Annotated in this window: 13 protein-coding genes; 4 read left to right on the forward strand and 9 right to left on the reverse strand. The window is 63.9% G+C overall.

Translation table 11 applies throughout. The features are described from left to right. The first annotated feature begins 70 nt into the window (after positions 1–70). Positions 71–1,198, forward strand: coding sequence for a serine hydrolase domain-containing protein (locus tag QRN51_RS22480; protein ID WP_284991959.1), 1,128 nt, complete (start codon positions 71–73; stop codon positions 1,196–1,198). Positions 1,199–1,207: 9 nt separating this feature from the next. Further along, positions 1,208–1,741 carry a phosphohydrolase gene (locus QRN51_RS22485; RefSeq protein WP_284991960.1) on the forward strand — a complete coding sequence of 178 codons (534 nt, stop codon included), beginning with the start codon at positions 1,208–1,210 and terminating at the stop codon, positions 1,739–1,741. A gap of 27 nt (positions 1,742–1,768) precedes the next feature. Here the strand turns inward: QRN51_RS22485 and QRN51_RS22490 are convergent, their stop codons facing one another. From QRN51_RS22490 to QRN51_RS22530, 9 genes are all read right to left on the reverse strand, one after another. Continuing rightward, positions 1,769–2,308, reverse strand: a complete 540-nt coding sequence (locus tag QRN51_RS22490; protein WP_084784483.1) for a DUF1003 domain-containing protein — start codon at positions 2,306–2,308, stop codon at positions 1,769–1,771. A gap of 95 nt (positions 2,309–2,403) precedes the next feature. After that, positions 2,404–2,550 (reverse strand): lmo0937 family membrane protein, encoded by a 147-nt coding sequence (locus QRN51_RS22495; RefSeq protein ID WP_113990647.1) that lies wholly within the window; start codon positions 2,548–2,550, stop codon positions 2,404–2,406. A 171-nt stretch (positions 2,551–2,721) separates the two neighbouring features. Beyond that, complete coding sequence (locus QRN51_RS22500; protein WP_284991961.1) at positions 2,722–3,915, reverse strand: type II toxin-antitoxin system HipA family toxin; 1,194 nt, start codon at positions 3,913–3,915, stop codon at positions 2,722–2,724. Then, the gene (locus tag QRN51_RS22505) at positions 3,912–4,145 is read right to left on the reverse strand and encodes a helix-turn-helix transcriptional regulator (RefSeq protein WP_284991962.1); all 234 of its coding nucleotides are present in this window, start codon (positions 4,143–4,145) and stop codon (positions 3,912–3,914) included. Before QRN51_RS22505 ends, QRN51_RS22500 begins: the two co-directional genes overlap by 4 nt. Positions 4,146–4,362: 217 nt before the next feature. Then, positions 4,363–5,610 carry a low temperature requirement protein A gene (locus QRN51_RS22510; RefSeq protein ID WP_284991963.1) on the reverse strand — a complete coding sequence of 416 codons (1,248 nt, stop codon included), beginning with the start codon at positions 5,608–5,610 and terminating at the stop codon, positions 4,363–4,365. Positions 5,611–5,613: 3 nt separating this feature from the next. After that, on the reverse strand, positions 5,614–6,273 hold the full coding sequence (locus QRN51_RS22515; protein WP_059388699.1) for a transmembrane-type terpene cyclase: 660 nt from the start codon (positions 6,271–6,273) through the stop codon (positions 5,614–5,616). 79 nt (positions 6,274–6,352) lie between these two features. Further along, positions 6,353–7,678, reverse strand: a complete 1,326-nt coding sequence (locus tag QRN51_RS22520) for an ATP-binding protein (RefSeq protein ID WP_284991964.1) — start codon at positions 7,676–7,678, stop codon at positions 6,353–6,355. Positions 7,679–7,771: 93 nt separating this feature from the next. Next, positions 7,772–8,521, reverse strand: a complete 750-nt coding sequence (locus QRN51_RS22525; protein ID WP_284991965.1) for an SDR family NAD(P)-dependent oxidoreductase — start codon at positions 8,519–8,521, stop codon at positions 7,772–7,774. Further along, positions 8,518–9,429, reverse strand: a complete 912-nt coding sequence (locus QRN51_RS22530; protein WP_284991966.1) for a fumarylacetoacetate hydrolase family protein — start codon at positions 9,427–9,429, stop codon at positions 8,518–8,520. The genes QRN51_RS22525 and QRN51_RS22530 overlap by 4 nt, the downstream gene beginning before the upstream one ends. 144 nt (positions 9,430–9,573) lie before the next feature. Between QRN51_RS22530 and QRN51_RS22535 the strand changes: the two genes are divergently transcribed. After that, positions 9,574–10,899 (forward strand): L-fuconate dehydratase, encoded by a 1,326-nt coding sequence (locus QRN51_RS22535; protein WP_284991967.1) that lies wholly within the window; start codon positions 9,574–9,576, stop codon positions 10,897–10,899. 45 nt (positions 10,900–10,944) lie between these two features. Then, entirely contained in the window at positions 10,945–12,195 is a 1,251-nt protein-coding gene (locus tag QRN51_RS22540) for an ABC transporter substrate-binding protein (protein WP_284991968.1), read from the forward strand. Positions 12,196–12,267 lie beyond the last annotated feature (72 nt).

A 12,267-nucleotide genomic window follows, 5' to 3' on the forward strand; every position in this document is an offset into this window, starting at 1 on the left:
TGGGCCCATTCTGCCGGGTTCCCTGGCCGAGCTAGCGAGGTTAGGGGGCTGAAGGGATTAGGCTGTCCGGGTGGATGCACAGACGATTGCCCCTGGATTCGAACCGGTAGCCGAACTCTTTGGCCGTTTCCTCAGCGAGGACCCGGAATATTCAGCCCAGCTTGCGGCATACCACCGCGGCGTCAAGGTACTGGACATCAGCGGCGGCCCGCACCGCCGCCCGGATTCGGTAACCGGTGTTTTCTCCTGTTCCAAGGGAGTGTCCGGGCTGGTCATCGCGCTTTTGGTCCAGGACGGCTTTCTGGACCTTGACGCTGAAGTGGTCAAGTACTGGCCGGAATTCGGCGCCGAAGGAAAGGCCACCGTTACCGTGGCCCAGTTGCTCTCCCACCAGGCCGGTCTTCTTGGAGTCGAAGGCGGACTCACCCTCGAGGAATACAACAACTCCGAGCTGGCCGCCGCCAAGCTCGCGCAGATGCGGCCGCTCTGGAAGCCCGGGACCGCCTTCGGGTACCACGCCCTGACCATCGGCGTCTTCATGGAGGAGCTTTGCCGAAGGATCACCGGGTCCACCCTCCAGGAAATCTACGAACAACGCATCCGTTCGGTCACGGGCGCCCACTTCTTCCTGGGACTGCCTGAGTCCGAGGAGCCCCGCTATGCCACCCTCCGTTGGGCCGAGGACCCCTCCCAGCCGTGGATTGATCCCGCGAGCCATTTCGGACTTTCGGCCAACTCGGCGGTGGGGGACATCCTTGACCTGCCCAACATCCGCGAGGTGCGCGCCGCCGGCCTGAGTTCCGCCGCCGGGGTCGCCAGCGCCGAAGGCATGGCCCGCGTCTACGCTGCGGCACTCACCGGACTTGCCGCCGACGGCGACCGGCCCGCCGTCGCGCCCCTCCTCAGCGAAGAGACCATCCAGGCTGTCTCGGCCGAGCAGGTTTTCGGCATCGACCGCGTGTTCGGCGAGACCAGCTGCTTTGGGACCGTGTTCATGAAATCGCATGCACGCTCGCCATACGGGAGCTACCGGGCGTTCGGGCACGACGGCGCCAGCGCATCTTTGGGATTCGCTGACCCCGTGTATGAACTCGCTTTCGGGTACGTGCCGCAACAGGCCGAACCCGGCGGAGCCGGATGCCGCAACCTCGAACTGAGCGCCGCCGTGCGGAAGGCAGTCGCCGAACTGGCTCAGTAGGATGAAGCCATGACCGAACCGAGATTCACCGTTGAAACAGCCATGGTCCTTGCCGAAGTGGCGCACAATCGCCAGAAGGACAAGCTGAAGCGGCCTTATCGCGAGCACGTGCTGGCGGTAGGGGATGCGCTCGCCGATTTCGACGACGACATCCGGATCGCTGGCTACCTGCACGACATCGCCAAGGACACCCCGATTACCAAGCAGGCGCTGCTCGACATGGGCGTTTCCGAACGTGCCGTGGGCATCATCGAACGCGTAACCCGCCGCTTCCAAGATGACTCGGACAACGATGAAGCCGTGGTCCTGCACATCGCACAGGACCATGACGCCACCCTGGTCAAGATCGCCTGCAACGCCCACCACTCCGTGCCGGAGCGCGAGCGGGCGCTCGCCGAGAAATGGCCGGACAAGGCACCCACCACGCGCTACGCAGACGCCCGGGAAGTGCTTTACAAGGCTGTGCCTCGTGGCGAAATCCACTTGGTCCTGCAGCGCATCAACCCGGATCTCCTGTCCGAAATGGACCGATTGGCCGACTAGCGGTCCGATTCGGCAGCTCCCGCCTGCCTAAGGTTTGGTCGGGTCATCCTGTATCGGGCTGGCTGCGGACGCCGAGCTGCTGGTGGATGCGGTGACTTCCGCCAAGACCCGCTGGTGGATCTGGGCGGTGAGCTCGTGAATCGCACGCGTGAGGTCGGTGTTCTCTTCGAGCAGATGCTCCTGGGCATTGTAGTCATGGTCCGCCTTCACCTGTTGGAAAGCCGCTTGGCGGTTCTGTCCGATCATGACGAAGGTCGAGAGGAAGATCGCTTCGAGCGAGACGATCAGAGTCAACGTCGGCCACGGACTCTGCTCGAACACGAGCATCCACACGGCGAAAAGCAGAATGTGCAGGTAGACGAAATTCATCGATCCGGCGAAGGCCGTAATTGCATCCGCGACTCGAAGCTGAATGCTTGCGGCCCGGCGCTCGGCCTCCGCCAGGACCGATGGGTGGAGCTTTTCCCGCTCGCTTTGAGAGAGCAACCGTGTAGGTCTCAGATACGAGCGTGAATGCGGAAGAGTGCCCGTGGTGGATGTCGATTGGTGTCCGGCCTGCTGTGCCATACGTTCAATCCCTTGGCTCGCGGCGAGCCCATCTCGCCTCTGAGAGCGAGCCTAGCGTCGCCATGCGCTTGAACCTAGGACCGAACGCCCGGTACTTAGGCGCGGGATCTTCCCCGGAGGAAGTGGAAGATCAGGACGATCACGGCAATGACCAAAAGCAGGTGAATGAACCCGCCGCCGATATTGCCGATAAAGCCGAGAAGCCAGAGAACAGCGATAATGATGGCTATCCAAAGCAACATGAGGGTCTCCCTTTTGTGTACGAATGGAAATGCTGACTCCGCGCTCCGCTGGTCTGCGGGCCGCGCAGATACCGTTTGGTGCCCTTACTTTATGCCACGATCGGGTTGGTGTTAACGGGTACGCAATAAGCGATAGTTCGACTGCCGCTTTGACGCCCGGTGCAGGGAAAACTACCCGCCCATCAACCTTCGCCGATGCTTTAGCTCCTTGATCCAGTCCCTCGTCTGCAGCGGCCCGAAAGGCGAGGCGCCGGCGTCGAGCTCTGCGATGAGCGGGCCCGAGGCCGTGAGCGCGAGTCCCAAAATTCCTTCCGCTGCGCGCTCCGTCAGGCCGAGCTTCGCGGCCCAGGCAAGGAAGTGCTTACGGGAGATTCCGCTCTTCTTGCCGCCGATGCCCAGCGCGAGCGTCTTGTCCCCGTAGACCACTGTGGAGGGGATGTCGTAGACCGGAGCAACGGTGTATTCGCCCTGCGGCGACTGAAGCATGGACACGTTCTTCGCATGCAGGTCGCCGTTGCCGCTTAGCCAGGCGAAAGCCAGCTGGATGGCGAGGTTCCGCAAGGCAGGGAGTGGTGCGGAACAGTGTGCCGCCAGCGCCGCGCAAACCTCGCCGAACGGCACGCTGTACTTGTCCGCGGGGTACAGGCCCAGCACTTGGGCTCCGTCCTCGACGGCGAGGCGCACGGGAGCGCCGTCGGCTCCGGTGAGGCGATCGAAACGCTCGACGAGCAGCCCCGCCCGCCCGCCGACGTCGTGCACCAACTGCACGCTGCTCACCGGTATCCGGAGCTTGCGGGCAAAACGGAACATGAGGAGCTCGTTTTCCACCACGAACGGGAACTCGGGAGCATTGAGCTTGAGGATGAAGCGCTTGCCAGCTTGCGCTACCGGGAGCGAAATCATTCCGGCCGATAACTTGTCCTGCACCCCCGCCAGCGCCACTGGGTCGATGAGGCCCGAATCGCCGAGCAGCGCATCGAAGTCGAGCGGCAGCTTCGAGTCGAGCACGACGGCGGAGCCTCCTTCCGTGGGCGGCTCGCCGTGGGGGACCGTCTGGACATCGCCCACGGCGTCCCCGCCCGCGCCCATGAGGAGCGCGAGCTCGTCGTCGGCGCTGGCCTTGACCGCCCGGCGCAGGGAATTCAGGCGGCGGCCTTCCGGGAGGAGGCCCGTGAAATAGGGCGGAACCGCGCCGCTCGGGGTGAACACTGCTTCACGCGTCAGCGGGAGCGTCGTGGCAACGGCCGGACCGCCTGAGTCGAGGTACCGCGGCAAGTAGCTGAACTTGGTGCCGCCTTCATGCCGCTCGATGCGCGCGGCCAGGACGCCTTGCTTGTAGACGTCGGCGATGCGGTGGAAGGTCATGGCAGCTTGGATTGCTTGCCCGCGGGTTGCACCTTGAGCTCAAGGCCCAGAGTGCCGAGGACCGCAAGGAGTGGCTCCAATTGGACCGTGGTCTTCCCCTGCTCCACGAACCGGACGAATCGCTCCGAGACTCCTGCGAGGTCTGCGAGGTCGGACTGGCTCAGGCTCAGGGAGCCGCGGCGGGCACGGACCTTGGCGCCAAGGGACTCGGTGAATTCCCTGGAGGACATGTCCATCCTTCCTCGTCTTTTTGTGGGCATGCGCGTTGTCCGCGCTCCGGTACGTTCGTGCCGGTTTCACCATTTTCCGCCTCCATGGGAAGCGAATCAAGGGTCGATCGCTGGGAATCGGTACGTTCGTGCCGATGTGCCGAGCCGCGGCATCGTGGGTGCAGGCCGTTCGCTGCGTTCCGGTACGGCGGTTTGGGGCCAGGACCCACGATTTCGCCTAGGTGGCCGGGTGTGCCCCCAGCCTTTCCAGTGCAGCTTCCCGGCGTGCCGCCCCGCGCCTTTCGTCGATCACGATCGAGAGGGCCAGAGCCGCCACAATGACCATCATGCAGACAGGAACAGAGACGTCCAGGGCGGCCAGGCCCACACTGCCGCAAAGCAACACGACCACGAGGGCCGTGACCCCGAGGAGCGCGCGGTCGAAACCCAGCAGGTAGCCGTAGAGCGAACTCAGGGCTACCTTGAACAGGGCCACCGGGACGGCGATGGTGGCCACTACAACGGTGGCGCTGATGAGGGCAGCATGATCAATGAAGAGCGCGGCCACATGAAGTCCGCCACCAGTAGCGGCGATTGACCCAAAGATGAACATGTGGCCGTATCCGAAGGCGAATGCCCGGTGCCGTTGGTGATGCAGGGCGTGGCCAGCCGGGAGGATGAAGTAGATCCACCACATTCCAAAGGCCAGCCCGGTCCCGCCGAGACCCACGAGGGCTGCGTCAACAGACCAGCCATGAAGGGCCACGATTGCCCGAAGGGATTCGATGGCTCCGATCAGGCACTCGCCCAAGGCGATGATCGCCAGGAGTCCGTAGCGTTCCGCGATGTGGTGCGCGTGCCACGGTGTCTTGGCTTTGCGCTCGGCGATGGTCGGAGTCGCCATTTCCAGCAGGAAGAGCGGGGCAGCCATGAGGAAATTCGTCAGGATGTCGGCGTGGACAATCAGCACCACCACCCAGCCGATCTGTGCCACCACCAGGAACTTCGCGTAGGTGAGGCAAGCGCTTCTGCGCTCCGGATCCTGCTTCGCCGCGCGTAGCCACTGAAAAACCAACGCCAAGCGCATGATGATGTAACCCAGCACCATGGTCGAGTTGTCCACGCGGTGGCCTTCGTCGAGCGATTGGAACATCGGCTCGATGCCCATGGCAAGGATGAGCACACCCACCATCTGCACCATGGTGACAACCCGGAAGACCCAGTCGTCAGTGTCATAGGCGCTGGCAAACCACGAGAAATTGATCCAGGCCCACATGACGGCGAACATCGCGAAGGTGAAGCCGATCAACCCGGAGCCGAAACGGGCCTCGGCCAGCTCATGAGCGAACTGGCTGCCGGCCACCCCGAAGGCGATGACAAAAGTGAGGTCAAAGAAGAGTTCCAGGGGTGTGGCGGTGCGATTCAGCTCCTGGGGATCGCGCCCGCCCATGCGCGACAATGCATGGCGCAATGGATTCATGGACATGGTTCAGGGTACCGCCGGGAGGCCCCCGGAGTCCCGATCCCTGGAGAGGGCGCCGGGGTTCCTCTTGGCCCACAACAGCAGCCCGATGTACGTCAGGTCGAAAATGCTGCACAGGACGCCAATGCCCAGGATGAACAGTGAATTCTCGAGCACCCCGAAGGTGATCGTTGGCGCGAGGGTTCCGATCCACTTCGCCACAGCGATCACCAGGGACTGGCCCCGCAGGCTGCGTCGGGCAGCGAACATTGCAATAAACAGGCCGGACATCAGGAGATTCTGCAGGAAAGCCGCGTACCGGGAGGCCGGATCCCAATCGAACTCGGTGATGAACAGCCACTGCACCGCGAACGACGCCAAGCCCAAGAGAGCCGCCCACCCGATGAACAGCGGCCGTGTGACAAATCCGGGAAGTTCCCGCCTGCCGAACGCGAAGAACGTGTACACAATCGCGACGTCGGCCAACGCCCAGGCAATGTTGATGACGCCCTGCACGGAGAGCCTCGTGCTGAGCGAATGCACCGAGTAGATGACTTCCCACGCGAAGTTCAAACCCAGCGCCGCCGCCGGGATCGCGTACGTCTTATCGCGAAACCCGATCCGGATCGCGCAAATGTAAACCGTAGTCCAAGCGACCCCGCTCAGGATGGTCAGAAACAGGTTCACGGTTCCTCCTTCTCCAACGCGGGGTCACTTACGGCCCATCCGGGGCCCCAACATGGGCCGTAAGTGACCCCGCGTTGCTCTAAACCCGGGCGAGAGAGTCGATGTCCTCGAGGAAGTCTTGGTGGACTTCGTCGCTGACGGTGGTGCGGGTGTCGGCGATCGCGTCGAGATAGTCCTGCGTGACTGGTCCCTTGCGGGCGTTCGACGCCGGTGCGGCGCCCCCGGAGGAGGCGCCGTCACCGGGAGCGTCGGCTGTGTAGACGGCTTTTTCCAGGGCACGCTGGGATGCGCTGCGTGCCGCGTACTCTATGTCCGCGGGGGAGAAGCCCTCCGTCCGCGACACCAGCAAGGCCACGTCCACCGAGTCCACCACGCTGGCCGGGATGAATCGCTGCCACATGGCCTCGCGGGCATGGACGTCCGGCAGCCCGATGGGGATGACGTAGTCGAAGCGGCCGTGGCGCAGGAAGGCGGTGTCCAGTGCGCGGATGAAGTTGGTGGCGCACACCAGGAGGCGGCCCGGCTGTTCGCGGAAGGCCGGGATGATCTTGAGGAGTTCATTGGTGACGCCCTGCAACGGCGACGGCGGCTCACCGGACCGCTGGGACGCGATCTCCTCCACCTCGTCGATGAACACAACCGCGTGCTCCAGTTCGGCGATTTCCAGGAACGTCTCCCGAAGCGCGCCGGCCAGTCCCTTGGGATCGGAGGCCAGGCGGGAGGGGAAGACCTCCACGAACGGCCATTCGAGCCGGGACGCGATCGCTTTCGCAAAGGTCGTCTTGCCGGTCCCGGGAGGGCCGAAGAGCACGACGGCGCGCGGCGGCACCACGCCGAATTGGTCGGCGAGGTCAGCCTCGGCCAGGGGTAGGACCAGACGGCGTTCCAGCAGCTCCTTTTCGCGGCGCATGCCGGCGACGTTTTCCCACAGGTCCCGGGCCAGGATGCGGCCGCCGAGCTGGCTCAACGGCTCGAGTTCCTGGCGCTGCACCGGGATGGTCCGCTCAAAATAGTGCAGGTTTTGCTTGAGCAGGAAGCCGCGGCCCAGGAACGCCTCGACTCGGGTTTCGGACTCGGGCATGAGCGCCGAGAGCTTGTTGAGCCCGTGCGGAGTCATCCGGTTCTCGACGGCGGCCAGCAGCGAAGTGCCGATCCCGCGTCCACGGAATTCGGGCAGCGTGGCCAGGAAAACGATCCAGCCCTGGTCATGGGCCGCACGTCCGACGGCGGCACCAACCACCTGCTCGCCCTGCACCGCCACCACCGCGTGGTCCTTCTCGCATGAAGCAAGGACCTCGGAGAGCGCATAGACAGGGTCCACGTTGTCGGCTTTGAGCGACTCCCAAAGGTGCAGTATCCCGTCCATGTCCGAGGAATGGAAGTCCCTGATGCGCCAATTGCTCATGCCTGCTCCTTGGTGGATCGCCATCGATTGCCTGGTGTTGAGCATAGGCGAACCGGTGGTGGAGAGGGGTTGCGCGGGCGTTGCGTTACGTAGCTATCCCACCGGGCGCAACCGCAGCCCCTGCATGCCGCCGTCGATCGCCAGGGACGTGCCCGACGTCGAGCCGGACAGCGGGCTTGCGAGGTAGGCGACGGCGCCGGCCACCTCGGCGGCCTCCACGAGACGGCCGTGTGGCTGTCGGGCGTTGAGGGCAGCGCGTTCGGCGGCGGGATCGGCGGAGGATTCGAGCAGCCTGCCTACCCATGGCGTGTCCACCGTGCCGGGGTTGACGCAGTTGACGCGGATCCCTTCGCGGACGTGGTCGGCCGCCATGGCCAGCGTGAGGGACAAGACTGCGCCCTTCGACGCCGAATACAAGGCCCGCTGCGGCAGCCCTGCCGTCGCGGCGATGGAGCACGTGTTCACGATCGCGGCCGCGGGCGATTCGCGCAGGTACGGCAGAGCCGCACGGCTGACGCGGGCGATGCCCACCACGTTGATGTCGAGTACGCGGTGCCATTCGGCGTCGTCGTTTGCAGAGATGTCCCCTTGTGCGCCGATCCCTGCGTTGTTGACCACCACGTCGAGCCGGCCGAACTTCCGGACGACGGCGTCGACGGCGGAGCGCACCGAGGCGTCGTCGGCCACGTTGCATTCGACGCCGAAATGCGGGGTCCCGGAGGGGTTGAGGTCGAGCACGGCGACCTGCGCCCCGCCGTCGGCGAGCCGGTCCGCGATCGCCGCGCCGATGCCGGACGCCCCGCCGGTGACCAGCGCTACGAGTCCCTCGAACTCGGTGCTCACCGCGTTGCCTTGTCAGTGCCTACTGAAGCAAGCGAAGCTGCGTGGGCTCTGTAGAACTCCTGGCGCTGGCGGCCGAGTCCTTCGACTTCGAGCTCCACCACGTCGCCGGGCTGGATGTACGGGAAGCGGCCGGAGAGCGCCACGCCTTCCGGGGTGCCCGTGAGGATCACGTCGCCGGGCTCCAGCACCATGTACTGGCTGAGATGGTGGACCACGGTCAGGGCATCGAAAATCATGTCAGAGGTGTCCGACGATTGACGGATCTCGCCATTGACCCAGGTGCGCAACGCGAGGTGTCCGGCGTCGAGCCCATCCGCGGGAACCAGCCACGGGCCCAGGGGAGTGGACTGAGGAAGGGACTTGCCCTTGGTCCACTGGCCCGCGGCGCCGGGCAGCTGGTAGTCGCGTTCTGAGAGATCATTCGCGACGACGTAGCCCGCGATGCAGTCCGCGGCCTCGTCCGTGCTGGAAAGGTATGACGCTTCGCGACCGATCACGATTCCGAGTTCCACCTCCCAGTCGTACTTTTCCGACGACGGCGGGATGGGCGCGGGGTCGAACGGGCCACTGACCGTGTTGCTTGGCTTCAGGAACACCACGGGTGATTCCGGGGGCGTTGCTCCGGATTCGGCCGCGTGGGCCGTGTAATTGAGGCCGATGCAGACGACGTTGCCGGGCCGGGCGATGGGCGAACCGATCCGGAGTCCTTCGGCAGAAATCTCGGGAAGATTACCGGCATCAAGGGCTTCGCGGGTGCGTGCGATGCCGTCCGTGGCGAGGAACTCTCCGTTGATGTCCTTCGTCAGCGGGTCAAGGCTGAAGTACTTTTCGGTGCCGTTGGCGTTTTGGGCGATGACAACCGGCTTTTCATTTCCGGCAGTGCCCAGCCGGGCGAATTTCATGTTCATGTATTCCTCCGTGCTCTGGCTCTAACATCCGAGCTCTAGTCTGCTGTTGCTCTCCATAATACGGAAATGTGACCCATTGACAATGCAGACATCGGATGTTTACGCTCTTCCCAGCAAACTACCTGCTGCCAAGCAAGGAGCACAATGAGCGTCATCACCGCGGTGGACACCTTCGATATCCGTTTTCCCACCTCCCTGGAACTGGACGGATCGGATGCCATGAATCCGGATCCGGACTATTCGGCGGCATATCTGGTAATCCGCACCGACGCGGGTGACGGTCACGAGGGCCACGGTTTCGTCTTCACCATCGGGCGCGGCAACGAGGTGGAGGCAGTGGCTATCGAGGCACTCCGCCACCACATCCTGGGCCGCAACGTCGAGGAACTGCTCGGCGACATGGGCGGCACCTGGAAGCTCCTGGTCCACGATTCCCAACTCCGTTGGCTTGGCCCCGAAAAGGGCGTGATGCACATGGCGATCGGCGCCGTCGTCAACGCCCTGTGGGACCTCAAAGCCAAGCGGGCCGGACTGCCTCTCTGGGAGCTGCTTTCCCGGATGAGTCCGGAGGAGATTGTGGCGCTCGTGGACTTCCGGTACCTCAGCGATGCGCTCACGCCGGAGGACGCGCTGGGGATAGTGCGGACGGCGGAGCCGGGGCGCGCCGCCCGCAGGGCAGCACTTCTCGCGGAAGGATACCCCGCATACACCACGACGCCGGGCTGGTTGGGTTACAGCGACGACAAACTTGTGCGGCTGGCCAAGGAAGCCGTTGCAGACGGTTTCGGGCAGATCAAGCTCAAGGTGGGGGCCTCGCTGGAAGACGACATCCGGCGCGTCCGCACGGCCCGCGACGCTGTGGGGCCTGATATCAAGATCGCCGTGGATGCGAACCAACGCTGGGACGTCCAGGAAGCGATTGACTGGATGGCGCATTTGGCTCCCTATGACATTGCCTGGATTGAGGAACCCACCAGTCCGGATGATGTCCTCGGCCATGCCGCGATTGCCCGGGGCGTGGCGCCGATCCCCGTGGCCACGGGTGAGCATGTCCAAAATCGCGTGATGTTCAAGCAGATGCTGCAGGCCGGATCCCTGCAGGTCTTGCAACTGGATGCGGCGAGGGTGGCGGGAGTGAACGAGAACATCGCCATCCTCCTGCTCGCGGCGAAGTTCGGCGTCCGCGTCTGCCCACATGCAGGTGGAGTTGGCCTCTGCGAGGCCGTCCAACACTTGTCGATGTTCGATTTCGTGGCGGTATCCGCCGACAAGGATGGTCGGATGATTGAGTTCGTCGACCATCTGCACGAGCACTTTGTCACTCCGGTGGATGTCCACGACGGCTCGTACTGGCCGCCGTCGGCACCCGGTGCCGGCAGTGAAATGGTCGGCGGCACGTTGGCCGGCTACAGCTTTCCCGATGGCCCTGTGTGGGCCGCGGGATCCCCTCCTTTGACTCCCCGGCAATAACCTTTATCGAAATTCCTCGAAAGCACAGTTCCCTACTGAAAGCACGTGGTGAAAGATATGCGCAAAGAAGCGTTGGTGGCAGGTGCCTTGGCACTGGGCCTCATTGGACTCACAGGCTGCGGGGGCAGCTCGTCCGGCAGTACCGCAGACGGCAAGACCGCCATGACGTGGGCCATGTGGGTCGGCGGCACGGAAGACCAGAAGAACTGGGAGAAAGTTGCCGATGACGTCAGCAACACCTTGGGCGATGTGAAGATCACCCTGCAGGGTTCTACCTTTCAGGACTACTTCACCAAGATGAGCACCCAGCTCAGCTCGAACACAGCCCCGTGCCTGGTGGCGGTCCAGAGCCTGCGGACAGCGCAGCTCAAGGATGGCATGCTGCCGCTCGATGACCTGGTGAAAAAGAACAACCTGGATTTGAGCGCGTTCGACTCCTCCATGATCAAGGGGCTCAGCGCCGATAACAATCTGTACGCCCTGCCGTATGACGTGGGCCCGGTGATGATGTTCTACAACAAGGACATGTTCGACGCCGCGGGCGTGCCGGTCCCGAAGGCGGGCTGGACGGCCGACGAGTTCGTGGCAGCCGCGAAGAAGCTGACGGCCAACGGCAAACATGCGATCGCACCGAACACGGCCGATCTCTTCGTTGAATCGCAAGTCCTCGCCTACAACGGCGGACGCGTCTTGAAGGAAGACGGCACCATGGACGCGAGCGATCCGACCTTCGCCAAGGGACTCCAGTGGGTTTCCGACCTGACAAGCAAGGAGAAGGTCTCCCCCGAACTGCCCGGCGGCGACACGGCATTCAGCGCCAATGAATTCATGGCCGGCAATACCGCGATGAGTATCGACGGTCCGTGGTCCCTGCTGGACGTCAAGGCCAAAGCCAAGTTCAAAGTCGGCGTCACCACCCTTCCCGCCGGCCCTGGCGGCGGGAAGACGTTCAGCGCCGGCTCCGGATGGGGCATCTCCAAGCAATGCGCTACTCCGGACAAGGCCTTTGCCGCCCTCAAGGAAATGACCGGCGACAAGGTCCTGGGGAATCTGGCGGCAGCCGGGCGCGCACTGGCCGCACGCACCGCCCAGCAGACAAAGTGGATTGACAACGCGGGCATTCCCGGAGTCGCGGAGACCCTTAAGAGCGCCGAGGCCACGGCAGTGCCGATGCCAAGCAACACCAACAGCGACCAACTGGGCCAGCTTTTCAACCAGTACCTCGTCAAATCCATCAATGGACAGCAGAGCGCAGCGGATGTCATGAAAGACATTGCGGCCCAGCTGCCCCGATGATCAGTGTGATGCCTGCCTGGCAGTGCCCGACTAACAGCCGGGCAGGCACGCACTCTTCGCAAAGGAATGAGA

Origin of the sequence: Arthrobacter sp. efr-133-TYG-120 (assembly GCF_030209785.1) — a bacterium.
In the GTDB taxonomy this organism is placed as follows: domain Bacteria; phylum Actinomycetota; class Actinomycetes; order Actinomycetales; family Micrococcaceae; genus Arthrobacter.

Coding starts and splice junctions, on each gene's coding strand:
- QRN51_RS22485 (WP_284991960.1), top strand. CDS start 1,208: ATGACCGAACCGAGATTCACCGTTGAAACAGCCATGGTCCTTGCCGAA.
- QRN51_RS22490 (WP_084784483.1), bottom strand. CDS start 2,308: ATGGCACAGCAGGCCGGACACCAATCGACATCCACCACGGGCACTCTT.
- QRN51_RS22495 (WP_113990647.1), bottom strand. CDS start 2,550: ATGTTGCTTTGGATAGCCATCATTATCGCTGTTCTCTGGCTTCTCGGC.
- QRN51_RS22500 (WP_284991961.1), bottom strand. CDS start 3,915: ATGACCTTCCACCGCATCGCCGACGTCTACAAGCAAGGCGTCCTGGCC.
- QRN51_RS22505 (WP_284991962.1), bottom strand. CDS start 4,145: ATGTCCTCCAGGGAATTCACCGAGTCCCTTGGCGCCAAGGTCCGTGCC.
- QRN51_RS22510 (WP_284991963.1), bottom strand. CDS start 5,610: ATGTCCATGAATCCATTGCGCCATGCATTGTCGCGCATGGGCGGGCGC.
- QRN51_RS22520 (WP_284991964.1), bottom strand. CDS start 7,678: ATGAGCAATTGGCGCATCAGGGACTTCCATTCCTCGGACATGGACGGG.
- QRN51_RS22530 (WP_284991966.1), bottom strand. CDS start 9,429: ATGAACATGAAATTCGCCCGGCTGGGCACTGCCGGAAATGAAAAGCCG.
- QRN51_RS22535 (WP_284991967.1), top strand. CDS start 9,574: ATGAGCGTCATCACCGCGGTGGACACCTTCGATATCCGTTTTCCCACC.